This is a genomic window from Sellimonas sp. (assembly GCF_047234585.1).
GTDB classification, from domain to species: Bacteria; Bacillota; Clostridia; order Lachnospirales; family Lachnospiraceae; genus Sellimonas; species Sellimonas caecigallum.
Genome location: NZ_JBKSWG010000006.1, coordinates 52,268 through 76,266, shown reverse-complemented (window position 1 = coordinate 76,266; position 23,999 = coordinate 52,268). Strand labels below are relative to the sequence as shown.

Annotated in this window: 24 protein-coding genes and 1 other RNA gene; 2 read left to right on the top strand and 23 right to left on the bottom strand. The window is 47.0% G+C overall.

The features are described from left to right. Positions 1-14: 14 nt before the first annotated feature. The 14 genes from ACLROL_RS03850 to ACLROL_RS03785 all read right to left on the bottom strand — a co-directional run bounded on the left by ACLROL_RS03850 (position 15) and on the right by ACLROL_RS03785 (position 14,918). Positions 15-1,385 carry a V-type ATP synthase subunit B gene (locus ACLROL_RS03850; RefSeq protein WP_087200007.1) on the bottom strand — a complete coding sequence of 457 codons (1,371 nt, stop codon included), beginning with the start codon at positions 1,383-1,385 and terminating at the stop codon, positions 15-17. Between the two features lies 1 nt (position 1,386). After that, entirely contained in the window at positions 1,387-3,156 is a 1,770-nt protein-coding gene (locus ACLROL_RS03845; protein WP_221919382.1) for a V-type ATP synthase subunit A, read from the bottom strand. A gap of 20 nt (positions 3,157-3,176) precedes the next feature. After that, complete coding sequence (locus tag ACLROL_RS03840; protein ID WP_221919383.1) at positions 3,177-3,497, bottom strand: V-type ATP synthase subunit F; 321 nt, start codon at positions 3,495-3,497, stop codon at positions 3,177-3,179. Further along, positions 3,490-4,461 carry a V0D/AC39 family V-type ATPase subunit gene (locus ACLROL_RS03835; protein WP_221919384.1) on the bottom strand — a complete coding sequence of 324 codons (972 nt, stop codon included), beginning with the start codon at positions 4,459-4,461 and terminating at the stop codon, positions 3,490-3,492. Before ACLROL_RS03835 ends, ACLROL_RS03840 begins: the two co-directional genes overlap by 8 nt. Before the next feature lie 35 nt (positions 4,462-4,496). Beyond that, on the bottom strand, positions 4,497-5,090 hold the full coding sequence (locus ACLROL_RS03830) for a V-type ATP synthase subunit E (protein ID WP_087200016.1): 594 nt from the start codon (positions 5,088-5,090) through the stop codon (positions 4,497-4,499). Between the two features lie 51 nt (positions 5,091-5,141). Beyond that, entirely contained in the window at positions 5,142-5,618 is a 477-nt protein-coding gene (locus ACLROL_RS03825; protein WP_087200018.1) for a V-type ATP synthase subunit K, read from the bottom strand. Next, complete coding sequence (locus ACLROL_RS03820) at positions 5,618-7,636, bottom strand: V-type ATP synthase subunit I (RefSeq protein ID WP_413067365.1); 2,019 nt, start codon at positions 7,634-7,636, stop codon at positions 5,618-5,620. The genes ACLROL_RS03825 and ACLROL_RS03820 overlap by 1 nt, the downstream gene beginning before the upstream one ends. A 30-nt stretch (positions 7,637-7,666) precedes the next feature. Beyond that, positions 7,667-7,975: a hypothetical protein gene (locus tag ACLROL_RS03815; protein WP_087200022.1), complete on the bottom strand. Its 309-nt coding sequence runs from the start codon at positions 7,973-7,975 to the stop codon at positions 7,667-7,669. A 280-nt stretch (positions 7,976-8,255) separates the two neighbouring features. After that, on the bottom strand, positions 8,256-8,753 hold the full coding sequence (locus ACLROL_RS03810) for a tRNA (cytidine(34)-2'-O)-methyltransferase (protein ID WP_087210065.1): 498 nt from the start codon (positions 8,751-8,753) through the stop codon (positions 8,256-8,258). 58 nt (positions 8,754-8,811) lie between these two features. Then, on the bottom strand, positions 8,812-9,981 hold the full coding sequence (locus ACLROL_RS03805; protein WP_087200026.1) for a pyridoxal phosphate-dependent aminotransferase: 1,170 nt from the start codon (positions 9,979-9,981) through the stop codon (positions 8,812-8,814). Further along, entirely contained in the window at positions 9,981-10,463 is a 483-nt protein-coding gene (locus tag ACLROL_RS03800; protein WP_087210191.1) for an Lrp/AsnC family transcriptional regulator, read from the bottom strand. The genes ACLROL_RS03805 and ACLROL_RS03800 overlap by 1 nt, the downstream gene beginning before the upstream one ends. Beyond that, the gene (locus ACLROL_RS03795; protein WP_087210068.1) at positions 10,453-11,469 is read right to left on the bottom strand and encodes an AIR synthase-related protein; all 1,017 of its coding nucleotides are present in this window, start codon (positions 11,467-11,469) and stop codon (positions 10,453-10,455) included. The genes ACLROL_RS03800 and ACLROL_RS03795 overlap by 11 nt, the downstream gene beginning before the upstream one ends. Before the next feature lie 3 nt (positions 11,470-11,472). Continuing rightward, positions 11,473-12,972 carry a peptidoglycan binding domain-containing protein gene (locus ACLROL_RS03790; RefSeq protein WP_413067364.1) on the bottom strand — a complete coding sequence of 500 codons (1,500 nt, stop codon included), beginning with the start codon at positions 12,970-12,972 and terminating at the stop codon, positions 11,473-11,475. Between the two features lie 221 nt (positions 12,973-13,193). Beyond that, on the bottom strand, positions 13,194-14,918 hold the full coding sequence (locus tag ACLROL_RS03785) for a B12-binding domain-containing radical SAM protein (RefSeq protein ID WP_087200032.1): 1,725 nt from the start codon (positions 14,916-14,918) through the stop codon (positions 13,194-13,196). 86 nt (positions 14,919-15,004) lie between these two features. Between ACLROL_RS03785 and ffs the strand changes: the two genes are divergently transcribed. After that, positions 15,005-15,266: signal recognition particle sRNA large type (gene ffs, locus ACLROL_RS03780), an RNA gene on the top strand. A 19-nt stretch (positions 15,267-15,285) separates the two neighbouring features. Here the strand turns inward: ffs and tadA are convergent. The 7 genes from tadA to ACLROL_RS03745 form a co-directional block, all read right to left on the bottom strand. Then, on the bottom strand, positions 15,286-15,807 hold the full coding sequence (gene tadA / locus ACLROL_RS03775) for a tRNA adenosine(34) deaminase TadA (RefSeq protein WP_087200034.1): 522 nt from the start codon (positions 15,805-15,807) through the stop codon (positions 15,286-15,288). A gap of 32 nt (positions 15,808-15,839) precedes the next feature. Beyond that, positions 15,840-16,808, bottom strand: coding sequence for a hypothetical protein (locus ACLROL_RS03770; protein ID WP_413067363.1), 969 nt, complete (start codon positions 16,806-16,808; stop codon positions 15,840-15,842). A 100-nt stretch (positions 16,809-16,908) separates the two neighbouring features. Continuing rightward, the gene (locus ACLROL_RS03765) at positions 16,909-18,315 is read right to left on the bottom strand and encodes a deoxyguanosinetriphosphate triphosphohydrolase (RefSeq protein WP_087210080.1); all 1,407 of its coding nucleotides are present in this window, start codon (positions 18,313-18,315) and stop codon (positions 16,909-16,911) included. Between the two features lie 31 nt (positions 18,316-18,346). After that, the gene (locus ACLROL_RS03760; protein ID WP_087203290.1) at positions 18,347-18,976 is read right to left on the bottom strand and encodes a hypothetical protein; all 630 of its coding nucleotides are present in this window, start codon (positions 18,974-18,976) and stop codon (positions 18,347-18,349) included. 116 nt (positions 18,977-19,092) lie between these two features. Further along, positions 19,093-19,923: a M15 family metallopeptidase gene (locus tag ACLROL_RS03755; protein ID WP_246599085.1), complete on the bottom strand. Its 831-nt coding sequence runs from the start codon at positions 19,921-19,923 to the stop codon at positions 19,093-19,095. A 27-nt stretch (positions 19,924-19,950) separates the two neighbouring features. Then, positions 19,951-20,577: a 4'-phosphopantetheinyl transferase family protein gene (locus ACLROL_RS03750; protein ID WP_221919388.1), complete on the bottom strand. Its 627-nt coding sequence runs from the start codon at positions 20,575-20,577 to the stop codon at positions 19,951-19,953. Between the two features lie 83 nt (positions 20,578-20,660). After that, a complete protein-coding gene (locus ACLROL_RS03745) occupies positions 20,661-21,158 on the bottom strand; it encodes a GNAT family N-acetyltransferase (protein ID WP_413067362.1) in 498 nt (165 codons plus the stop codon). Between the two features lie 303 nt (positions 21,159-21,461). Between ACLROL_RS03745 and ACLROL_RS03740 the strand changes: the two genes are divergently transcribed. After that, on the top strand, positions 21,462-22,913 hold the full coding sequence (locus ACLROL_RS03740; protein WP_413067361.1) for a hypothetical protein: 1,452 nt from the start codon (positions 21,462-21,464) through the stop codon (positions 22,911-22,913). An 80-nt stretch (positions 22,914-22,993) separates the two neighbouring features. Here ACLROL_RS03740 and pflA read toward each other — a convergent pair whose 3' ends face one another. Then, positions 22,994-23,767 (bottom strand): pyruvate formate-lyase-activating protein, encoded by a 774-nt coding sequence (gene pflA / locus ACLROL_RS03735; RefSeq protein WP_413067375.1) that lies wholly within the window; start codon positions 23,765-23,767, stop codon positions 22,994-22,996. Continuing rightward, positions 23,757-23,999, bottom strand: coding sequence for an autonomous glycyl radical cofactor GrcA3 (grcA3, locus tag ACLROL_RS03730; RefSeq protein WP_087203271.1), 243 nt, complete (start codon positions 23,997-23,999; stop codon positions 23,757-23,759). The genes pflA and grcA3 overlap by 11 nt, the downstream gene beginning before the upstream one ends.

Here is a 23,999-nt window from a genome sequence, read left to right as displayed (position 1 = left end):
GTTCACCCCCATTTCTATTTGCCATAGTACATATCCAGATATTTATCATCGATACGTTTCAGCTCACTTCTCGGAAGAATGGAGAGCAGTTTCCATCCAATCTCCAGCGTCTCCTCGATAGAGCGATCTGTCTCATATCCCTGAGATACATATTCTTTTTCAAATGCATCCGCAAATTTTGCGTAGATCAGGTCGATCTCTGTGAGTGCTGCTTCTCCCAGGATGACCATGAGTTCTTTCGCTTCTTTTCCTCGCGCATATGCTGCGAAAAGCTGGTTCATCGTATTGGAATGGTCCGCCCTTGTCTTTCCTTCTCCGATACCTTTGTCTTTCAGACGGGACAGGGAAGGCAGTACGTCGATCGGTGGCTGCACTCCTTTTCTGTAGAGATCACGGCTTAAGATGATCTGTCCTTCTGTGATATATCCTGTCAAGTCCGGAATTGGATGTGTCTTGTCTTCTTCCGGCATAGTTAAGATTGGGATCATCGTGATACTTCCGCTCTTTCCGTTCTGTCGCCCTGCTCTTTCATACATAGATGCAAGGTCTGTGTACATATATCCAGGATATCCGCGGCGTCCAGGGACTTCCTTACGTGCTGCTGACACTTCACGGAGCGCATCCGCGTAGTTCGTGATATCTGTCAGAATGACAAGTACGTGCATATTCTTTTCAAATGCCAGATACTCTGCTGCGGTCAGAGCCATCTTCGGCGTGGAAATACGTTCGATGGCCGGGTCATTTGCCAGGTTGATGAAAAGTACGGTACGGTCGATGGCTCCTGTTTCACGGAAACTCTCTATGAAATAGTTGGATTCCTCGAATGTGATACCCATTGCCGCAAATACAACGGCGAACGGTTCATCTGTACCTCTTACCTTTGCCTGCCTTGCAATCTGCGCTGCAAGCTGCGCATGAGGAAGACCGGACGCGGAGAAAATCGGAAGTTTCTGTCCACGAACCAGTGTATTCAGTCCGTCGATAGCGGAAACACCTGTCTGAATGAATTCTTCCGGATAACTTCTTGCCGCCGGATTCATCGGAAGTCCGTTTACATCCAGCCTTTCCTCCGGAAGGATTTCCGGTCCGTCATCAATCGGGCGGCCCAGGCCATCAAATACACGGCCCAACATATCTTCGGACACTCCAAGCTCCATACTCCGTCCAAGAAATCTTACTTTACTGTTGGAAAGGTTGATGCCAGTCGCGCTTTCAAACAGCTGAACAAGGGCATCTTTCCCGTTGATCTCCAATACCTTGCATCGGCGTGTCTCGCCGTTTGCAAGTTCGATCTCTCCAAGTTCGTCATACGCTACATCTTCTACGCCGCGGACCAGCATCAACGGTCCGGCAACTTCCTGTATGGTTCTATATTCTTTTGGCATTCTAGAAGTCCTCCTTTCCAAATGTGTCCGCTATCTCTGCGCGAAGTTCCTCGGTTACTTTCTTGTATTCTTCATCCAGATTTTCTTCTAATGTATATTTGAAACGTCCGATCTTTTCACGAACTGCCATATTGATAAGCTTGTTCATAGATGCTCCCTCAGACAGTGCCTTTGCGGAATCTTCATAAAAGGCAATTACCAATTTCATGAGGAGGTACTGTTTCTTCAGAGAAGAGTACGTATCTACTTCATGGAAGGAGTTCTGATGCAGGAAGTCTTCACGGATAGAACGTGCCGCTTCCATCTTCAGACGGTCTGACGGGGACAGTGCGTCCATACCTACCATCTTTACGATCTCGTCAAGTTCTGCCTCATCCTGAAGAAGTCCCATCATCTTCTGACGGTTTTCCATCCAGTCTTCCGCCACTTCTTCATTGAACCATTTTTCCATATCCTGCAGATACAGAGAATAACTTGTCAGCCAGTTGATAGCCGGGAAGTGTCTCTTGTATGCAAGGTTGGAGTCCAGTCCCCAGAATACTTTTACGATACGGAGTGTTGCCTGGGATACCGGTTCAGAAATATCTCCGCCCGGAGGGGATACCGCACCGATTACAGACAGAGCTCCCTGTCTTTGATCTTTTCCAAGTGACACAACCTGTCCGGCACGTTCGTAGAACTGTGCAAGACGGCTTCCAAGGTATGCAGGATATCCTTCTTCTCCTGGCATTTCTTCCAGACGTCCGGACATCTCACGGAGTGCTTCGGCCCAGCGGGATGTTGAGTCTGCCATGAGCGCTACGGAATATCCCATATCGCGGAAATACTCTGCGATGGTAATACCTGTGTAGATTGACGCCTCACGGGCAGCAACCGGCATATCTGACGTATTCGCGATCAATACGGTACGCTCCATCAGAGACTCGCCAGTCTTCGGGTCTTTCAGTTCCGGGAATTCGTTCAGAACGTCTGTCATCTCATTTCCACGTTCTCCGCATCCAATGTAGACTACGATGTCCGCTTCCGCCCATTTTGCCAGCTGGTGCTGGATAACGGTCTTACCGCTTCCAAATGGTCCCGGTACGGCTGCCACGCCGCCTCTTGCGATCGGGAAGAATGTGTCGATTACACGCTGTCCTGTAATAAGCGGCATTTTCGGAGGAAGTTTTTTCAGATACGGACGTCCTTTACGAACCGGCCATTTCTGCATCATTGTAAGCTCTTTGTCGCCCTCTGGTGTAGACAAGACTGCCACAACTTCCTCTACCGTAAATTCCCCTTCTCTGATCTCTTTGATCGTACCTTTCATATTCGGAGGTACCATGATCTTCTGCTGTACGACGATGGTCTCCTGTACTGTTCCCAGCACATCTCCTCCGCTTACTTCTTCTCCAACTTTTGCTGTCGGAACAAACTTCCACTTTTTATCTCTCTTTAAGGACGGTACTTCTACACCTCTCTTCAGGCTGTTTCCCCCCGTCACTTTCATAATATCGTCCAGTGGTCTCTGGATACCGTCATAGATACTTGCGATAAGGCCAGGCCCCAGTTCTACAGACATCGGCACTTCCATGGATTCGACCGGTTCGCCCGGTTTCAGTCCGGATGTCTCCTCGTATACCTGAACAGAGGCTTCATCGCCATGGATCTCGATGATCTCGCCGATAAGTCGCTGATCGCTTACACGAACCACGTCGAACATGTTGGCGTCACGCATTCCTTCAGCGATAACCAGCGGCCCTGCCACCTTCTTTATCATTCCCTTACTCATTTCGACAATCACCTGCTTTCCTAATTATCACCAAACAGAATATCGGAGCCGACTGCCTGTTCCACAGACTTCTTTACGCCATCGATACCTGCACCCGTATTCCCATTCACTCCAGGAATCTGAATTACAGCCGGGACAAGTTGCTCTTTATATCTGTCTATCTCATGTTTCAGAACGGCTGCGCAGGCCTCGGTAATGTAGATAATACCTGCCTTTTCCTCCGCAAGCCTTAAAAAAGTCTCTTTCGCCTCCTCCGGGTTCTTTACAGGATACGTATCAAGCCCCAGGGCGGCAAAACCATAGATACTGTCATAATCGCCCAAAACTGCTATCTTATACATACATCTCCCTTACCCTTTCCCGGATAGAGTCATCCGGAAACGCATTCTGCTTTCCGGTGAGAATGATTCTTACCGTCTTGATTTCATTTTCCCGTGCGAGCACATAGGCCACAATCGGCCCGATCGTAAACGGATTGTAAAGCTGCGGCTTGATGGTTTCAATGATCCGGTTGTCACACCAACACTCAAATGCCGATGTGGATTCTCTGAGCGCTTCTGCCCCGCCTTTGTAAGCTGTCCCTTCCAGGTACTCCTGGATGGCATCCATCCCGTTCAAAGCCGCTTTGCAAAGTGCATCTACGCTGATGCTGTCGCACTCTGCCATCGCTCTTTTCATAAATTCCAAACTCTTTGCGGTCTTCTGTGAACGTACCGCGATTTTAATATCTGCGACTGCCACCGTGGACTCCGCGTAGTCGCGGATGATCGCATCTTTCGCCTTCCTGCCGGCCGCATAGATTGCGAGAAGCGCAGCCCTGTCGATGATGATGTCGCAAAGTTGTCCATCGTGTGTGTGGAGCAGTGCTTCATATGCTTCTTCCGCCGCGTTTGCCATATAGTCCGGAAGTCTTGAGAACTCTTTATTCTTCACGATCTCCAACATTTCCTCCGCCGGGATCTTTGTGTCGCTTATAAAGATGTCCGAACTTTCTTCCCCCGTGGCGGCCACCTTGATCGCAGCCTTCAGATTGTGGAAAAGGTCCGGGTAAGACACCACATCAAAAACCGACATATCATCCACAAGTCCTTTGACTTCCTTCCACGTCTTTTCCCGTTCACATGTCAATATTGCTTCTGCATCAGCCGGAGTATCCGCATTTCCCCATCCTTTTTCCTGCAGAAGAGAAATGCACTGCTTCTCATCTTTGCAGGCGAGAAGCTGATCGATCACTGCCTGGGAAAACAGGGATACCTCCATTGCTCTGATCCGCGCAACCGCATAGGTATATTGATTTTTTGCCATTGGTTAAATCCTCCTTTTCGCGGAATTGCGCCGTTTTATAAAAATAATAATCTGTGTACCTGATCCTGCAGATCGTCCTTTCTGGAATCAAAGATTGCCTTGAATGTACAGTTCTCCTCGATTCCTCCGTATACAAGAACAAATCCGCCGTCCATCTCTCTCGTCTCTTTGGAGATGGAAAGATTTCCGCCTCTGTCTTTCGCAGCGCGGGTAATCCTTGCCGGAACATCCTCCGGCATCCGTTCCAGATCTTTCGGAGAAAACAGTATCTCTCCTTCTTCCGGAAGTGCGAACTTCTCAACCATTTTTACGATCGTTTCAAAATAGATATCCGGCTCCATAGAGCAGAATTTTTCATACGCCGTATCGATCATACCCGAAATGATTTCCTGTTTAGCCAGAAGGAGGGCTGTGCGCCGTTTTTGTTCGTCGGAAGATTTTGCCCGGCTTTTATATGCCGTCACTTCTTTCTCCGACTTTTCTTCCATTGCGGCTTTCAGTCCATCTGCCTCTTTCTTTGCTTCCGCAAGGATTGCTTCCGCGTTTGCCTTTGCATCCGCCTCTTTCTTTGATGCTGCGGCGTTCGCTTCTTCCAGAATCTGGCTGATCATTTTATCCAATCCAGTCATTCTTAAGCTCTCCTTTACTTTTTAGATTTTCGTTCTTTTTCCAGATTCCCATTAAACCTGAATTGCTGTTACAGCCAGAATAGAAATCAAAAGTGCAAGGATCGCGTATGTTTCAACCATTGCCGGGAAAAGCATTGCTTTACCAAACTGTTCTGGTTTTTTTGCAACGATACCGATAGCTGCTGCGGATGTTTTTCCCTGTGAAATCGCGGAAAGAAGTCCTACGATACCGATCGGAAGACATGCTGCAAGGATCATGAGTCCTGTTTTCACATCGATGTCTGCCGCACCGCCGCCAAGCAGGCCGATTTTTGACAATGTGATAAATCCAACAAGCAGACCGTAAATTCCCTGTGTACCAGGAAGCAGCTGCATGATCAATACTTTCGCAAATTTGCTCGGATCTTCTGTTACTACTCCTGAAGCTGCCTGACCGGCAATCCCTACGCCGATAGCGGATCCGGTTCCCGCAAGAAGTACCGCCGCTGCCGCACCAAGTAATGCATAAACAATTCCTAATTCACTCATTATTTTGTTTCCTCCTTAACATCTACATACTTTGTGTTTGCTTTGAACGGATTGAATGCCCGTCCCCCGCCTTCATAGAATTTTCCGAAGAATTCCACGTACTGAAGACGGTTTGTATGAACATATGCCCCAAGCAAGTTGATTGCAATATTGAATATATGCCCAATAATAAATACGATAATAAATACGATCGCTCCAAATACCCCTTTTCCGGCCATACTGCCCATCTGGTTTACAACGGAAGCGATAACACCGGTTGCAAGGCCAAGGGCAAGCAGACGTGAATAGGAAAGTACGTCGCTTAGCCATCCGGTAATATTGTACAGGTCATACGCTCCAAGCGCGATGCGCAGCGCCGGATTTTTGCTGCTTCTTCCTGACATCAGGAGCAGTCCCACCGCGCCTACGATGGCCAGCACCTTTGAGAATGTCTCAAGCGCTGCCGGAAATACGATGTGCATCTGTGAAATGGAATAAAACAGACTGCTTGGCAACAGCATCAAGATCAAACCGATCAAAAATGCGAACCACAGCACGACATCACAGAAAAAGTCCATGTACCTTTTGTCTCTGAGGCACATATATCCTTTGATTGCAAGCCCTGTAAAAAGATGGATCAGACCAAACAGCATGGAGAAAATGAGAAGTTTCATCGGATCATTGAGAGGCACAAACCAAAGTGCCGGAATCCCTACTTCATGTCCAAAGAACACTCTTGAAACGACATTTACGACGTCTCCAAAATATCCTCCGAACAGGATTCCCCATACCAGTGTGGAAATTCCGCAGTACATAAACATGCGGAGCGATTTCGCCATTCCATCTGACATTCTTGGGTATTTTTTTAAAAGTACTGCACAGGCTACAAAAATGATGAGCCCGTACGCTGCATCCGAAAGCATCAGGCCAAACAAAAATACATAGAAGACAAACATAATCTTTGTCGGATCCACTTCTCCTTTGGCCGGAAGTCCGAACGACTCCAGTACGCCTTCCACAGAACGTGTCGCCTTTCCATTTTCAAGAAGAACAGGCGCCTCCTCTTCCTCCGGAAGGTCTTCGATCTCCACAGAGAGACTGTACTCTCTGTCAAGCTTTTCAGCAAGCTTGGCGGCATTTTTCTTTGCAATGTAACCGCTGATCACAAATGTATTTCTCGTCTGAGGTACCTGCCCTAGCACCTCGTATCTCTGCGCCCTCGTGCGATAATAATCAGAAAGGGTCTTCAGATTTTCACGATGCCCGGCCTGATCTTGGATCTCTTTTCCAAAATCTGCAATTTCTTTATCGGCTTCGGAGATTCTCTTCTCGATCTTCTCCACTTCCTTTGCAGGGATTTCTGTGATCGTCTGCGCCGGTCTGGAAAATCCTGCTGACCGGAGCGCTTCTTCCAGAAGATCTGCTTCTGTTCGCAGACAGACTGCGGTAAGACAAGTCTGATCTTTATCTGCTGATACGATCTCCACGTCACAGGCAGTAAGATCTGGTGCTGCTTCCGCAATCTTCGCCATTACTTCTTCCTGCGTCATCACACTGCCGATACTTCCGATAAATACCTTTGTCTTCTTTGTTCCCTCGTAATCCATCGGGACAGACAAGGACAGCCACGGGAGCAGCGTTTCTTTCTGAGCCAGAAGCTTGACGATCTCCGCTTTTGCTTCCGCTTCCTTCTTTTTCATCAGAAGTATGTGTTGTGCCGTATCCAAAATGCTTTCCCGATTGCTTACCACATCTTGGTAGATTTTTCGTTCTACGAGCTTTTTTCCTTCCAGAGAAGAAAGCATCGAAGTCTTTTCCGGAGCATATTCCTGAAGCACATCCAGCGCCTGATCCAGTATGGAAGCCTGCTTCTCAAATTTCTGCCGGTCTTCTAGCGTATCCATTTTCTCCAGCCCTTCGGAAGGCATTCTGGAAGTCTCGATTTCCATCACGCCAAGTCGCTGAAGCTCCTCCAGTATTGCTTTACGGTCTTTTTTCATCGCGCAGATACTGATTCGCTGCATCTGCAATACTGACATATGGAAATTCCTCCTTTCTTTTCCGAAACACTAGAACAGCTCTTTGAGTATCAACTCTACCGCCTGTGTCTCTTTTTGTTTTGCTGCTTCTTTCAAGGCCTCTACCTGCCTCGTTGTCTCGGCATCAAAGGCGTCCTCCCCCTCTTTTGCCTCTGTTTTCGCAGCTTCGAGTTGCTGAAGTGCTTTTAGCTTCGCTTCATCGGCAGCATCCTGTTTCAATTCATCAGCCTTCCGATTTGCTTCTGCGAGCACCTCTGCCGCCTTTTCATCGGCCTGTCTTAAGATATCATCCGCTTTCGCCTCAGCATCTTTTACAGCCTGAATGGTTTTTTCTATCACTTCCTCACCACCTTTTACTCTTTATCTCAGCCTAAGATAAGTTCATCTTAGCATAAAGATTGACAAACTGCAAACACTTTATAGGCACTTTCTATAATATTGTCTTTCTATTACTTCTTATTATAATATATTTTGCACAACAAATATACCTTTTGTAACTTTTTGAAACTTTTCCTTTCTGTCTCTTCCTATTAATATTATCAGCTGAAACAGCGTATTTTCTTCACTTTTTCACTTTATCTGAGCATCTTGCGAAAAATGATAAAAAAAAGACAAATTTTTATTCTTTCCATTCCAGTCTGTGGAGATGACCTTCCAGATTCATTCCGCGGAACTGATTCTGGCGCAGAGCTTCATACAATATAATGGCCGCAGAATTTCCAAGATTCAGCGAACGAATATCGCCGATCATCGGGATCCGGATACAGGTTTCTTCATAATCCACAAGGATTTCCTCCGGGATACCTGCGCTTTCTTTTCCGAACATGATATAGCAGTCCGGCTCGAATTCCACTTCTGTGTAAATGCGGTGCGCCTTTGTAGTGGCCATGTAAATCTTCGCCCCCGGGTTCTGTTCCAGGAAGTCTTCAAAATCAATATATATCCGCACATCAAGCTGATCCCAGTAATCCATTCCCGCTCTTTTCAGATTTTTTTCTGTCAGTCGGAAACCTAGTGGCTCAATGAGATGGAGCCTTGCCCCGGCAGCCACGCATGTCCTCCCTATATTTCCAGTATTAGCCGGAATCTCCGGCTCATGCAAAACAATGTTCAGCATTTTCTTTCTCCTCTCTTTTGTCAGCAATGCCCTCCCGGCTTGGGAGGGCATCTCACATCTATTTTTCTTTTCTCAGCCCATCGATGAACTGTTCCAGTCTTCCAAGCGCCGTCTTCAAATCCTCCAGTGAGTAAGCATAGGAGATTCTCAGGAAGCCTTCCCCGCAATCTCCAAATGCAGTTCCCGGCACGACAGCCACCTTGTATTGTTCCAGAAAACGAGTCGCAAATTCTTCCGATGTCATGCCAAATTCTTTGATGCACGGGAAGATATAAAAAGCCCCTTCCGGCTCAAAGCACTGAAGTCCCATCCTCTCAAATTCTTTGATGAGAAATCTTCTGCGCTGATTGTACGCTCTGCGCATCTCCTGTACTTCGTTCTCGCAATTGCGAAGCCCCTCGATAGCTGCATACTGGCTGTTGGTCGGCGCACACATGATGGCAAACTGATGGATCTTCAGCATTTGTTCGATGATCACACTCGGGCCGCACGCATAGCCCAGTCTCCATCCCGTCATGGCAAAGCCTTTCGAGAACCCGTTGATGACGATCGTCCGCTCTTTCATCCCCGGGAATGAGGCGATAGAAACATGATCTGTTCCATATGTAAGCTCAGAGTAGATCTCATCCGATATCACAAAAAGATCATGTTTGACAACAAGCTCCGCGATCGGAGCCAGATCTTCTTTCGTCATGATAGATCCTGTCGGGTTATTCGGAAACGGAAGTACAAGGATCTTTGTCTTGTCCGTAATCTTCTCTTCCAGCTCTTCCTTTGTGAGCTTGAATTTATTCTCTTCTTTCAGAGGAATAACTACCGGGATCCCATCCGCCAGCACCGTACACGGAAGGTAGGAGACATAACTTGGCTGCGGGATCAGCACCTCGTCCCCCGGATCCAGCATCGCTCTGAGCGCGATATCAATCCCTTCGCTTCCTCCTACAGTTACAATAATATTTTCCTTTGGATGATAGGATACCCCGATTTTTCTTTCCAGATACTTTGCAATTTCTTCTTTCAGCTCTAAAAGCCCTGCATTGGACGTATAGAATGTGCGTCCGCGCTCCAGAGAGTAAATTCCTTCTTCCCGGATCCTCCACGGCGTGTCAAAGTCCGGTTCCCCTACCCCCAGAGAGATCGCGTCCTTCATCTCGTTTACCACATCAAAGAATTTGCGGATACCGGACGGCTGTATCTCCACGATTTTTTTTGACAATGGATTTCTCATTACGGCATCACCAGCACCCTTTCTGCCTTTGCTTTCGGCGTGAGAATTGTTCCGTGGTCCTTATATTTTTTCAGAATGAAGTGGGTGGCTGTCGTCATGACAGAATCAATCGGAGCCAGCTTCTCGGAGACAAATCTGGAAATCTCTTTCAATGTCTTGCCTTCCAGGATGATCAAAAAATCGTACGCTCCGGAAATCAGATAAACAGAATTTACTTCCGGGAAATTGTAAATGCGCTCCGCAATCCGGTCAAATCCCTTATCTCTCTGAGGCGTCACACGTACTTCGATCAGGGCAGTGACAGATTCTTCTCCCGTCTTATCCCAATCGATCAGTGTGTGATATCCGCAAATAATCTTTTCTTTCTCCATCTGCGCGATCTCGTTTGCGATCGTCACTTCGTCCGTTCCCAGCAGGACTGCAAGCTCCTCCAGATTTACCCTGCTGTTTTTTTCCATGTAGCGCAAAATCTCAGTTCTCATGTTCATCGTGTACTCCTCCTTTATACATACGGAACAGTTCATCTTCAGCCGGCCTGTCTGTGCAGCGGCTCTCCTCCCCATTTACGATGATCTTGTTCCTTCCCGCTTTCATTTTTCCAGCAACAGCTGCCTCTGCGCCTTTCTCTTGGCACAGTCTGACAAATCCCTCCCCGTTATCCATCACGAGAAGGATACAACCTCCCGATGCCATCTGATATGGATTCAGGCGGAAATGTTCGCATATCTCCACTGTTTCTTGTCGGATCGGAAATTTTTTCATATCTGCCTCATAACCGGTGCCGGACGTCTCTGAAAGTTCCCACAATGCACCGAACACACCTCCGTCCGTGACCGGTTTGATGTACGCCGGCTGAAAGCTTTCTGCCAGCTTTATGATATCTAAGGCAAACAGTCTGTGTTTTTCTTCCAGGAGACGATCCAGAAAGACCGGAATAAACCGCTCTTCCAGTTCCTCCCGTCTCTCTTCCAGAATCCTTAAACTCCCTTCCAGGGCGATCGGATTTACTATGACTATATCTTTCCCTCTGTAGTCTGCCGCCTTCCCTTCTTCCTTTCCTTTTCCGTATCCGCAGCTCTTCCCATATGCGGTCACATGGACAATATTCTCTCTACATCCCGGCTGTACGTTCACACAAACGTTCAACACCTCAAATCCCTGCTCCATGGCCACAGTATCCAGACTCTTTACCATTCGTTCCAGATACGGCTCATCGGCAGTTTCCGGCACGAGGACGGACACCCTTACCCCAAACGGGCATCCGCCCTCTGCGGCGACTGCATTCAGCGCCCTGGCCGCGGCATATACGCAGATATCTTCTCTTACTCCTGTGAGCATGATTTCGGAAGAGACCAGTTCCGTATTGTCCTCCGCCGGAAAACGGACGCACTTTTCCCACACATGATACGGAAACTGCGAACTCTTCTGATTGAGTTTTTTGTAAATAAACCGCTGATAAGCAGTATCTGTCAGAATTCCTTTTCTCATACGCTATTCTTCTCCATTGATTTCCTTTATCGTTTCTTCGATCTCTTTTTCATCCTGGGATTCTACTGCTTTCTCAAGCTTTTCCACTGTCTCCTCATCTTCGGATTTTGTACCTACAAGAATCTTTTGGTTCTCTCCTTTGTACGTCGTCTCGTTGATTTCATCTTTTGAAACTTCTTCCCCTTCTTCTTCCACGATCTTCCACAGCTTGGCTCTGATCATCCTGCTGCCGTCGGACTCTTTTTTCATCTTTCCTGCATCTATTTCTTCGTCCGCCACATATTCCGTCTCCGGATCGTGCTCTTCCAGGATCTCGCTTTCGAAAGAAATCTCCGTCGTCTTTTCCCTTGTCCTTGTTCCGTATATACGACACACAAACTGCTCGTTTTGATCGATAAAGACTTCTATATAGACCGGAGAGTCCAGCGTATTTTTGATCTGCAGATCTCTCTGAGTATCAAGGGCCGCATCCATTGCAGGCTTTGTGTACGCCGCCTCATGATCAAGGGGTTCTCTCTTTGTCACTTCAAGCTCCGCATCCAGTACAGCCATATAAAGGGTGGACGCCGCCTGTGAAAATGCTTCCGGACAGTCTATGTCTGTTTCTGCCTTCTCCTCCTGGTTCTCCTCTTCATACACCTCCAAAAGGGGCGCTAAGATCTTCTGGACAGAAATTTCTTTTTCTGTAAGGATGACTTGCCCGTTCAAAAGCTCTGCTGTCCTGGAAAGAATCGATCTGTCCTCTTCCTGTGTCTCTGTGGCAAACTCTCCTATCCTGTCCTCTATGCTCTCCAGATCTGTCTTCGTCACTTTTGGCTCATCTTTTTTTGCCGATACGTTGATCCTTGTCTCTTCTCCCAGAAGGAGCGAAGGAAGTTTATCCTCAAGCTCTTTCATGACTGCATCTATATCGATCGTCTCTCCGCTTTTCTCTTCCGTAATCTGGAACACGCCTCCCACTCTTGTGATCCCGGCATCCTCGGCCTCCTCATAAAAGTCCTTTGTCTTCTCTTCGAGAAGATCTTCTATCTGCTCTTCATCAATCTTATAGCTGACATCGTACTCCACTTTCTCTTTCTTTGCTGCCCGGATCTTTCGGTACCTGTGGAAAAGCCCGCCTCTTTTTGCGTACTCGGCAGCTTTCTCGATGGCCTCATCGACATCTCCCTGCCGGATCCCCATCTGTTTTACTGTGACAGAGGCCTCTTTTTCCCCGTCATGCAGAATCAGATGAGTGTTCTGCACCGCTTCCCAATTCTGCTTCAGTTTCTTCTTTGCCTGTGCCTTCGTCAGACCAGACATGTCCACACCCTGGACATAGACATTCTCCTCTATCTGTCCCGGCCGCATCTTATGTACATACCGGTATACAGACGAATAGAAGATCCCGACTACAAAAAGAGCGCATACAAAGACAAGCCCTGTCAACAACATGAGCTTCCTTTTCTGCGCTGCAGTCATTCTCCTTTGTGTCTTTCTCTTCTTTTTGCCTGTAAAACCCATACTATTCCTCCCCGTACTTTTCTATATCAGGTAAGGGATTACGGATGTCACCACCATTGCGATGATGACCAGAAGGACAACGATCGCTATGATTCTTTTTGACTTTTTGCTATGCAGATTCATCTGTTAACCTCTCTTTACCGAAACTTTGCCTTTTATTTTATACTCTTTACCCGGATTTTGCAAGAAACATTCCTCGTCTTCGCAGAACCTTCCTTATTTCACAGGATGATCTCGTACACAGATGCTTCATAATTCAGCGGATTTCTGTTCTGGTAATCAAAAAGGAGGACTGTCTCCCCCGCTTTGCCATCTTCCGCTACATGGAAGGAAAAGCGCTCCACATGAGTCAGCTTCCTCATCTTTCGGCTGTCGTACCCTCTGTAGGCAGTCAGATACTTCGGTTCTTTCTCCTCTCTGTCATAAAAATCCTTTTTCTCTTCCTTCGAGACCGTTTCTTCCCCGGCAAATCCAGGTCTGCTCTTTACATTCTCTCTCAGGTACAAGTCGTAGATCAAAAGCTCACGAAAATATGTTTCTTTTTGTATCCTTTGCTTTTGCATAAACTCCAAAAGCAGTTCATATCTGGCGATTCTTGTATAGTTTCGGCCGAACAGCCCTTCTGCATCGTAAAATCCGGCCAGGTCTTCGAAAAAGGCAAACGGCGTCTCCCACTCCCTTGCGAGAGAGCGTATCGTATGGGCAAACTGCCCGCTGTTATAATAAACCTCCACCATCTCCTCGATCTTCTTGAGCCGGATCACATCCCCGTACGGAAGCCACTTGGTAGCCAGAACTTCATACGGCGGCCTGCTCTGGTATAAAAGCCCGTATTCCAGACGATGCTCATACATATAAGAACCTTTCAGCACTTTCAGAAATCCAAGCTGAAGCTGTTCTGGGAAAAGGCTGTACACATCATTGAATGATTTCCCGAAACTCTCGTAATCTTCGCACGGAAGCCCGGCGATCAGATCCAGATGCTGGTGGACATTTCCCCCCGCCTCGATCTTCATTACCTTCTCTTTCAGCTTGCCAAAATCCATTGTCCTTTTTATCTCCCGTATCGTATTCGGGTTTGTCGACTGAACTCCGATTTCCAGCTGGATCAAACCTGGACGCATCTTTCCGATAAGTTCGATCTCCTCATCGTTTAAAAGGTCTGCCGATATTTCAAAGTGAAAATTTGTAATCTGATTGTCATGCTCCAATATATAGCGCCAGATAGCCACCGCGTGATCGTGGCGGCAGTTAAACGTCCGATCCACAAATTTAACCTGTTCCACTTTCTGGTCCAGGAAAAACTGAAGCTCTTTTTTTACAAGGTCCAAATCTCGAAAACGAAGGCACTTGTCTATCGAAGACAGACAGTAACTGCAGCGAAACGGGCAGCCCCTGCTTGTCTCATAATAGATGATCTTGTGCGCAAAGAGACTCATATCTCCGTAGACGAACGGAACCTTGCTCAGATCCATGATTTCCCGCCACGGATTTTCACGGATATCCCCATTCTTTGTCCGCACAGTCACTCCATTGATTTCCTCCACGTCTGCTGTCCCTTTATAATAGCAGTCCAGAAGTTCACGGAACGTCTCCTCTCCTTCTCCTTTCATAACACCGCTTACTTCCGGCAGACGGATTAAAACTTCCTCTGCATCATACGAAACTTCCGGTCCCCCAAGCCATAAGATCGTATCCGGAAGAACCTTATGAATCTCCCTTACAATTCTTTCCACATAGTCCAGATTCCAGATATAGCAGGAAAAACAGAGAATATCCGGCTTTCTCTCATACAGATCCATGAGGATTTCTCCAATCTCCTGGTTGATTGTATATTCTGCAATTTCCGTCTGGCTTAAGTATTCTTCTGCGTAAGCTCTCAGAGAATAGACAGCAAGGTTGGAGTGGATATATTTTGCATTAATGGCCGCAAGAATGGTTTTCATAAGTGTTTCTCCTTTTCTTTTTCGTTTCTTTCTCGATTTTCCCAAAATTCATTGACATTTTCCCGAAAACACGCTAAACTTATGAATCGTGCAGCCGGGGTGTTAGCGGTACCCTGTACCTACAATCCGCTACAGTAGGGGTGATGTTGTGCCGAGGGCGTATTCTTGTGAGGCTGCCTTTGGTAAGTGGCGTTGATATTTGGGTCTCACGCAACTGGACTCCGTGAACCGTGTCAGGTCGGGAACGAAGCAGCACTAAGCGGAATCTCCCGTGTGCCGTGAGGGTGCCTGGGTTGAGTTTACTGCCAAAGTAACGCTTGGGAGATGCGTTCGACGCACAACGCACAAAAAAGAGCAGATGACTGCTCTATTTTTTTTGCCTTAATTCTCTAAAAAATTGTTTCAACATGGAGCTGCATTGTTCTTCCAAAACGCCGGTTGTAAGCTCTACCTGATGGTTAAACTCAGGCACCTGAAGAAGATTCATGACAGATCCTGCACACCCCGCTTTCGGATTCATGCATCCTACTACGACTCTCTTTATGCGGGACTGCACAAGAGCGCCGGAACACATCTGGCAAGGTTCCAGCGTCACATACATCGTGCAGTCCTCAAGCCTCCAGTCATCCATTTTTTTGCTGGCCTTCCGGATAGCCTGAAGCTCCGCGTGGGCCAGCGTATTTTTGTCAATGGTTCTCCTGTTGTACCCCCGGCCGATGATCTTTCCGTCGTACACGATCACGCATCCGATTGGAACTTCTCGGATCGCATAGGCTTTCTTTGCCTGGCGGATGGCTTCTTTCATGTATTTTTCATCCAGTTTTCTCTGGGCTTCTTCCTGTTTTCTTTGTAATTCTTCTTTTTCTTCTTTTGAAAGTTTTCTTCCCATTTTTCTTTACCTGCCTCTTTTCTCCAGACTGATTATACCCTAATTTGATGTACCTGTCGACACCAATACCCGAAATCCGGGCATTCTTCTTTCTCGGCATCGGAAAGTGTCATCATATCGTCTTCGTATCTGACAAACCTCGGAAATCCGAATGCCTGCGCCGCCCTCCTTTCCTTTTCACAGTACATGCCGGGTACGCCGAGATACAGATCTACATCCTCCTGGATAAAAGCAAGATGATGATAATTATAATATCCGTGGAGGAGAAAGCTGTTGTTGGCCAAATGCCATTCCCTCCGCACCAGTTTGGAGATGTCCTGCCTTTTGATTTTTTGACACTGAAATCGGCCCGTCTCTATAAAATCCTCCTCTCTGCCGGCAGCCTCCACCTGGTCTCCCTTCAGTTCTATGAGCTCTGCTTCTTTCCCCCTTGGTTCTTCCTCCTCTTCCTCGTTGTTTTCTATGCTCTGCATTTCTTCTACTGCGCTGTCTTCTATACTCTCTGCTTCTCTCCCCGTCTTTTCTTCTATTTCCTCTGTTTCTTCCTCCGCCTTCTCCAGTGTCACATTCTCTTGGTGAAGACCATCCCGGTTTCTCTCCTGCTTTTCATCCTCTCCCCTGGGCGGTTCTTCCATACGGCTGATGTCCACCGGTGTGTCCGACCATATGGCAGCGTATCTCGGCGTGCGCCCATGACAGAGAATGAATCCCCCCACTTTTTGAAAACGCTCCTTTCCACCGGTATCTTCCGGCCGGTAGATGAGCCGGTAATTAAGCGCCGGGCTGATATTTCCCAGCATCCCCTGGTACATTCCGTAGCAGTGTCCATCTTCTTCATAAAAGAGATACAGCCCCAGTTCTTTCGGTGTATCGGCTCCCCATCCTTTTCCGTGTATGCTTACTGCACACGTCTCTTCTTCTGCCTCCACTTTTGAAAACCCCACATTTCTTACCGGTTTTCCATTCTGATATTCATAAAGATAACAGATAAAACGTTTCAACTCTTACCGCCTGTTTCTTTTTACCTCAATCTATGCCCGTCCCTACAAAAAAAGAACCTGTACACGGAAATTCCATTTCCCGGTACAGGCTCCGCCTCTTTTATATTCTTGCTGTCAGCTCCTGGTACAGCCGTTTTGCATAGCTGTCTGTCATGCCGCAGATATAATCCGTGACAAGCAAAAGCCTGAGATAAAGTTTCTCCGCCTCACTCTTGCCTTCCGCCTGTCTGTGATATGCTTTTCTGTAATTTTCCGAGACAAAAGCGATCATCCGCCTGTCAATGGAATCCATCTTCTGTTTCGGATCATCATACTTGATCGCCGCTGCGATAAACTTCTCCATCAAAAATGTCAGGATACGGGATTCCGCCACCTCCATCTTGTAGATCGTGTCTGTCGTAAAAACATATTTTTCTGCAAGATATCCAAGCACTTCCATCAGTTCCTGGGCATTTGTTCCGGCAAACAGATCCTTTTGGTAAGTGCCCTGCATAATAGACTCATAGTTTTCCGTAAATCCTTCTGTCGCACATGCGATCAGAAATGACTGAATACGCACGATCCAGTTTTTTAAAGCGTACGTCTCCGGCTCCTCCTCGCCTCTGCTTACAGCCTTTTCATACAGACTTTCCAGCTTTTCAAAGGCCTGGAACACTTCCCCTGTATCAATCTTTTTTATCTCCCCGAGAATGGCACTGAATGGAAGAAATCCTTTGATGAACGCATCTTCAATATCCGCAGTCCGATAGGCAATATCATCCGCCGCTTCGAGAATAAACGTGAGTGGATGGCGATACTCTCCCGCTCCCGTCTCCTGGCTGATCTCCCTGAACAGCTTTTCATCGGCATAGTAAAACCCAATCTTTTTCCGCCGGATATCTGCTCCCTCTGGTTCTATGGCCAAAGAGTTTACCGGGTACTTTACAATAGTATTTAAAAGGGCATATGTCAGATTCATCCCTTTCTCATCTACCAGATAATGAAGTTTGGTCACAAGTCGAAATGCCTGGGCATTTCCCTCAAAATGACATAAATCAGCAAGCATCTGCCGATTGAGCACCTTTTCGATAGGATCGCCATGAAAAGTAAGCTTCCCAAGATTTTCCTCAAACCATTCCCGGATGGCAGTCTCCCCGAAATGTCCAAACGGCGGATTCCCGATGTCGTGGATCAATCCTGCACAGAGGAGGATATTGCAGATATCTTCCTTCATCTGCAAGGTAAACGCCGGATCCTTGTGAAAGGTCAAAATATATTCTCCGATATTCTGTCCCAGAGATTTCCCGAAGGATGATACCTCCAAAGAATGGGTAAGCCGTGTCCTGACAAAATCACTTTTATCCAGCGGAAATACCTGCGTCTTGTCCTGAAGTCTCCGAAACGATGCACTTCCGATGATCCTGTGATAATCCTTTTCAAAACTGCTCCGCAGATCTGTCTTTTTCTTCTCCCTATGTACCTGATCTGTTCTTACCCTTTTTGGCGATAACAACTGACTCCATTCCATACTCGCACACCTCCTGCATCCCTGACATTATCTAATCCAGATAGATCGGCGGCTCATACTCCTTGCCAAGCAGCGCCTTCTTCCGCTCCTGGAAGCCGAGAAATGCCCATTCTGTCATATCTGTCCAGCCGTGTTCGCTCCGGTCATACACCTGAACAAACCCGATGCGGGACGGATGTTTGCGCACCATGTTGGATTCATACTCATGTCCCGTGGCTGGGTTGAGTTCCCCTCTTTCGAGATCTTCCGGTTCGCTGTAATCGATCTGCGGGACTGTTTCCTTTTGCCTTCTGTCAGGCGCGTATTTTCTTTGTGCCGACTGCGGTATCTTTTCCATCATGTCCATGATCTCGCCTACCGTGATATCCCGTTCTTTCTCTTCTTCGCTTTTTACGCGCACTGTCTCCTTTGGCGTACGTGCCGGACTCTCCCGGCGTACCTGTCTGGTTTCCTCCTCAGGCCGGCGTCTCTCCTTTGCGGCCGTTTTCGCACGGTTGTCATCCAGGATGTTCAGCCGGAAGCGGCATCCGAGTATCTTTGCAATGATGCGCATATCCTTCTCCTGAAAATTATCTCGTCCAAGACGCTGCGTCATATTCTGTCTGGACATCTTTTTTCCCGTCTCTTCCTCAAACAGCTCAGCCAGCTCCTTGATTGTCATATTTTTACGGCTCAAAATGATTTTTACCTGTTCCCCGAACGTCAGATCCAAATTCTCAGCCTCCCTTTCCCTCGCCCGGCAAAATCCCTGCCGTGCCGGGATTTTCCCTACTTGTTTTAATATTCTTCATTCAGATATTCTTCCAGAGTCACTCCCATCTCCTGTATCTTCTTTGCATCCTCTACGCCGACATAGCGGTAATGCCATGGTTCGTAAATAATCCCCGTATTTTCCATCTTATCTTTCGGATAACGCAAAATGAATCCATAATCATAACAGTGTTCCATCAGCCACTGCTGCTCTTTTGTTTCTCCCTGCTTCTCATCCAGCATTGCATAGTTGGCAGAGACAATGTCCATCGCAAGCCCTGTCGCATGCTCACTCTCCCCGGGCCATGCAATGGATTTAGCTGTCTCGACGGCTGCCTCATAATATGACATCCCCTGGTTTACGTAGTCCACCATGGATTCATTGAAAAGTTCCTTCTGCCGTTCCACAGAACGGTAAGCTGAGCATACATACAGTTTATGACCTGCCTTCTCCGCATCGGAAAGCATCTTCTGAAGCGGTTCCAGAATCCGCGCATCTACCTGATGGCTGGAATCGATATCCGCAAGCTCCGGCACATATCCTTCCTCCATGGGGTGGGACTGATTTACCAGCATGAGATACCACGGACGTGTGTCCTCATCGTGTGCTTCCAGCTGCCCTTTGGCTGCATCCAGCTCTTCTTGTATCTTCTCTTTGCTCTTTACTTCTTTTTGTATTGTCTCCTGTGCCTTTTTTCTTTCGTTCATACGCCCAAGTGCCGCACCGCTAAACAGTCCTGTCAGCAAAGCGACCGCACACATGACCGCTATTGTCTTGATGGGACTTTTCATTCTCCTTATTTTTCGGAGAATAAGCAAATGCATCATCCGGATCGTATCCTTTGTCTCTTTCTTCATTCTACCCCTTCTCTTCTGTCATCTGGTTTACAGTGTAATCCAACCAAGTTCCACAGCAATATCCTGATCCTCCGAACATACCGCAGCCTGAAATCCCTGTTCTCTCATATCGTATTCCCGGAAATGAAAGATTCCCCCGATTTCTTCCGGCTGCCTTATAAGCCTTGGCTCTCCCCCCTGCCAGACCGCGATCTCAAACGCGTTCATCGCAAGCCTCATTCCCAGTCTTGTGGCTTTCATAAAGCTTTCTTTTAAGACCCAATAACGAAAAAAAGCATCTCTCTTCTCCTCTTCGCTCTCCCGGCCATCGATATATTCCCACTCACTTGGGCAAAAAAAACGCCTGGCCACATTCGGGCGGAACACCCCGGTCATCTCCACATCACACCCTGTTTTCCGGGATGCATCTTCCCCTATGGAGCACAAGACAAAATGCCCGGAATGGGAAAGATTGAAGATATTTTCCCCGGAAAGTCCGCTCTCCTTTTTTGCTTTTTCATACAGCATCCACGCACCGATACTAAGTGCCCGGTCTTCCGGGAAGCGCATCTTCTTTGCCTTCTCCTGTCTCCAGGAGGGCGCCTGTTCAAAATATGCGCGGTATCTGTTCTCATCAAGAAGCGGAGCAGTATCCGCAGCCCACGTATAGATCATATTATTTCCCTCCCAGTTATCCGTTTAGACGGCGTCGCTTATCTTCATTATAGCATAGGAAAAAAATGCGTCAAAGAAAATGTCTAAAAGTAAAGCTTCATATCATTCCACTCGGCTCCCCCGTGTGTGGAATCTGCCTTTCCATAATGCACAAATCCGAACTTTTCGTAATAATGGATTAAATGGTCTTTGCAGGTAAGCACAACCCCTTTTTTCCCTTCTTCCTTAGCAGCTGCAATCATCTTTTCCAGGAGCATTCCTGCAATTCCTCTGCACCGGTACTCAGGCAGCACATCCAGCCCAAACACCGTCTGGTACGCTCCTTGCGGATTGTGCAGGCTGATATCATGGTACATCTCATCCGGCAGGCACGGCTCATCTGTGACTGCTCCGTTGATAAATCCCACCAGTTTCCCGTCTTCTTCCGCCACAAAAAACTTTTCCGGAAAAGCACTGAGTCTTTCCAGAATATCTTTTTCTTTTGCAGCTTCCCCTGTCGGGAAACATGCAGTCTCGATCTGCGCAAGCTCCTCCCCTTCCTCTTGTCTTGCATTTCTTATTGTGATCTTTGTATTTTCCATGTCTCATATCTCCTATCATATTAAATTTTTTACAACAAAAGAAAAAAACGAACCCCTGCAGATTCGTTTTTCATCATACCACAAATTTCTCAACTTGTGTCGTTTGATGTGATATTTCTTCAATTATCACTATCTCCCACTCTCATTCCCTTGACGAAATATATTTTATCATTTCTTCCCCTATTTATCTATAGCTTTTCTCATGTGGACATAAAAGTGGACAAAAAATTTTCATAATTATTCAATAGCTTTTTGGTCAGCCTTTCATTATAATGGAGAATATCATTTACAAAGGAGAATCTTATGAGCATTTTTTCAGATATACTCAGTCGGCATATTGCCGCAAAATCCGTAAAACCAAACGATATGGCGCAATATTGCGGTCTGGAACGTTCCTTTATGTACAAGATCATCAAAGGCTCCCGTATCCCTGCTTCCGCGGAGCCTGTTCTTGGCATGGCAGAATACTTGCGTCTGACCCCACAGGAAAAAGAGGACTTTGTAGAGGCCTACAAAATTTCTACCGAAGGATATGACAATTATTTTCGGCGAAAAGCAGTGCTGGAGCTTTTCGAAAATTTTGAAAAGTACTCCGAACCAGAGCATCTGCTGCCACCGCAGCCGCTCCCTTGTCTTTCGGACTCCACAGACACGATAGCCGTGACCGGGAAGAATGAGATCCGCCACCTGCTCTTTCACATTCTTTTTCTGGAGTCTCGTCGGCAGGATGCACATATCCGTCTTCTGATTCAGCCGGATTCCCCGTTTTTGACGGAACTTCTGGCTTCCATAGCTTACAGAAATCCGACGCTTAAGATGGATCACATCATCTGCTTTAACAATAGTGAGAAAATCGGTCCAGACAAGCAGAACTATAATCTTTTTTGTCTAAAACAGATTCTTCCTCTCTACTCCTGCGCCTGTCTTTACAATGTTTACTACTATTACGGCACATTGCTGGACAGTACTGGGGAGCTGCTTTTATTCCCTTACCTGATCCTTACGTCCACACACGTTTTCTTGCTGGCAAGAGACATGCAGTCAGGTATCATAATGAAGACGCCGGAAATGCTTTCTTTCTTCAGAGAACTCTATGAAGGGTATCTGAAAAAGGTCTCCTCTCTGGCTGTCCGGATGGAAGATGTTACCTCTCAGATACAGTACTTCCGCAATCTCACACCGGTACCTGACCATACCTTCAGCCTGCAGATGATTCCGTGCCTTACATACAGTATTCCAGATCATTTTCTGGAGCGTTACATCCTGAAGGAGCTCCCGAATCGGGATGCGACCATCGATTTAGTCACTTCCCACATCCACAGGATCCGAAAAACGTTGGAGGAATCGCCTCTTTACTTCATCTTTTCTTTGGATGGGATACGACGCTTTCTGAAAACAGGCCGTATACCGGAATACCCGGAAAGTATTTACCGGGCCATCGAACCTTCCGACCGCATCCTTCTCGTGAAACGGTTTCTGCGGCTCTGTCCGGGAAAATATTTGAAACTCCTGAGAAAAAATATCGGCAACATCGACAACGAGCTGTTCATGTACATCAACCAGCGCTGCGGCTACCTTCTGTTCCCTTCCGCCGAATCCGGTCAGCTTATCTGCCTGGATATCACAGAACCGAGCCTTCTCTTTGCCTTCTCCGATTTCTGTGAAAATCTGGACGACGATCTGTTCTACTCAGAAGAGGAAACATTTGAGATTTTGTCCAAGTTGTTGGCAGAGGAGACCAACCATATCGAATAACGGGCCACTTTCCCATATGAAACATATAGAAAAAAGCAGGAAATTTGCTCCTGCTTTTTCTTTTGCTTCCTCTTCTATTTCTATCTTTTGTTCATCATGTTTTTCCGTTCTTCCATGATGATCTTCAGCAATAGTTCTCTGGCTTTGCCCGCCTCTTTTTTGTCCATGGCTTCCACTCCGCGAAGTGGATACGGAATGCCGAGCTGTTCGTATTTCTTCTCTCCCATGGTGTGATACGGAAGCACTTCCAGTCCTTTCAAATTACGGAATTTTCCGATCAAATGTCCAAGGGCCGCAAGCTCTTCTTTCCCGTCCGTGATTCCCGGAACGATGACATGCCTTACGATCATCGGAACCCTGGCCTCTTCCAGCGCTTTTGCAAACGCAAGCACCGGCTCCTGATCCTGCCCGGTTAACTCCTTATGACCTTTTGGATCACTGTGCTTTACATCCAAGAGCACCAGATCTGTCACTGCGAACAGTTTTTCAAACTCTTCCCTTTTTGATTTCGTATATACAATACCGGAAGTGTCAAGACATGTATGGATCCCCCGCTTCTTTGCTTCTGTAAAAAGTGCAGTGAGAAACGCAAGCTGCATGAGCGGTTCTCCACCGGTAGCGGTAATCCCGCCTTTTTGATAGAACCGTTCGTTGTGTTGATACAATTCCAAAAGCTCGCCCACTGTCATCTTATTTCCCTGGTTCGGCTGCCAGGTATCCGGATTGTGGCAGTATTTGCACCGCAGCGGACAGCCCTGAAAAAATATGACAAAACGAATTCCGGGACCGTCCACGGTCCCGAAACTCTCTGTCGAATGGATATATCCCTTTTGTTCTTCTGGATTACATTTCATCATGGAATGTTCTGGAAATAACCTCGTCCTGCTGCTCTTTTGTCAGCTTATTGAAGTTTACTGCATATCCGGATACACGTACAGTAAGCTGCGGATATTTTTCCGGATGAGCCTGAGCATCCAGAAGCGTTTCTTTTGTAAACACATTGACATTTAAATGGTGTCCGCCCTTTTCAGCGTATCCATCCAGCAATCCTACAAGGTTATCAATCTGAGCTTCACTGATTTTCAT

Coding starts and splice junctions, on each gene's coding strand:
- ACLROL_RS03850 (WP_087200007.1), bottom strand. CDS start 1,385: ATGCCAAAAGAATATAGAACCATACAGGAAGTTGCCGGACCGTTGATG.
- ACLROL_RS03845 (WP_221919382.1), bottom strand. CDS start 3,156: ATGAGTAAGGGAATGATAAAGAAGGTGGCAGGGCCGCTGGTTATCGCT.
- ACLROL_RS03840 (WP_221919383.1), bottom strand. CDS start 3,497: ATGTATAAGATAGCAGTTTTGGGCGATTATGACAGTATCTATGGTTTT.
- ACLROL_RS03835 (WP_221919384.1), bottom strand. CDS start 4,461: ATGGCAAAAAATCAATATACCTATGCGGTTGCGCGGATCAGAGCAATG.
- ACLROL_RS03830 (WP_087200016.1), bottom strand. CDS start 5,090: ATGACTGGATTGGATAAAATGATCAGCCAGATTCTGGAAGAAGCGAAC.
- ACLROL_RS03825 (WP_087200018.1), bottom strand. CDS start 5,618: ATGAGTGAATTAGGAATTGTTTATGCATTACTTGGTGCGGCAGCGGCG.
- ACLROL_RS03820 (WP_413067365.1), bottom strand. CDS start 7,636: ATGTCAGTATTGCAGATGCAGCGAATCAGTATCTGCGCGATGAAAAAA.
- ACLROL_RS03810 (WP_087210065.1), bottom strand. CDS start 8,753: ATGCTGAACATTGTTTTGCATGAGCCGGAGATTCCGGCTAATACTGGA.
- ACLROL_RS03805 (WP_087200026.1), bottom strand. CDS start 9,981: ATGAGAAATCCATTGTCAAAAAAAATCGTGGAGATACAGCCGTCCGGT.
- ACLROL_RS03800 (WP_087210191.1), bottom strand. CDS start 10,463: ATGAGAACTGAGATTTTGCGCTACATGGAAAAAAACAGCAGGGTAAAT.
- ACLROL_RS03795 (WP_087210068.1), bottom strand. CDS start 11,469: ATGAGAAAAGGAATTCTGACAGATACTGCTTATCAGCGGTTTATTTAC.
- ACLROL_RS03790 (WP_413067364.1), bottom strand. CDS start 12,972: ATGGGTTTTACAGGCAAAAAGAAGAGAAAGACACAAAGGAGAATGACT.
- ACLROL_RS03785 (WP_087200032.1), bottom strand. CDS start 14,918: ATGAAAACCATTCTTGCGGCCATTAATGCAAAATATATCCACTCCAAC.
- tadA (WP_087200034.1), bottom strand. CDS start 15,807: ATGGGAAGAAAACTTTCAAAAGAAGAAAAAGAAGAATTACAAAGAAAA.
- ACLROL_RS03765 (WP_087210080.1), bottom strand. CDS start 18,315: ATGGAATGGAGTCAGTTGTTATCGCCAAAAAGGGTAAGAACAGATCAG.
- ACLROL_RS03760 (WP_087203290.1), bottom strand. CDS start 18,976: ATGACAATCAAGGAGCTGGCTGAGCTGTTTGAGGAAGAGACGGGAAAA.
- ACLROL_RS03755 (WP_246599085.1), bottom strand. CDS start 19,923: ATGAAGAAAGAGACAAAGGATACGATCCGGATGATGCATTTGCTTATT.
- ACLROL_RS03750 (WP_221919388.1), bottom strand. CDS start 20,577: ATGATCTATACGTGGGCTGCGGATACTGCTCCGCTTCTTGATGAGAAC.
- ACLROL_RS03745 (WP_413067362.1), bottom strand. CDS start 21,158: ATGGAAAATACAAAGATCACAATAAGAAATGCAAGACAAGAGGAAGGG.
- ACLROL_RS03740 (WP_413067361.1), top strand. CDS start 21,462: ATGAGCATTTTTTCAGATATACTCAGTCGGCATATTGCCGCAAAATCC.
- pflA (WP_413067375.1), bottom strand. CDS start 23,767: ATGAAATGTAATCCAGAAGAACAAAAGGGATATATCCATTCGACAGAG.
- grcA3 (WP_087203271.1), bottom strand. CDS start 23,999: ATGAAAATCAGTGAAGCTCAGATTGATAACCTTGTAGGATTGCTGGAT.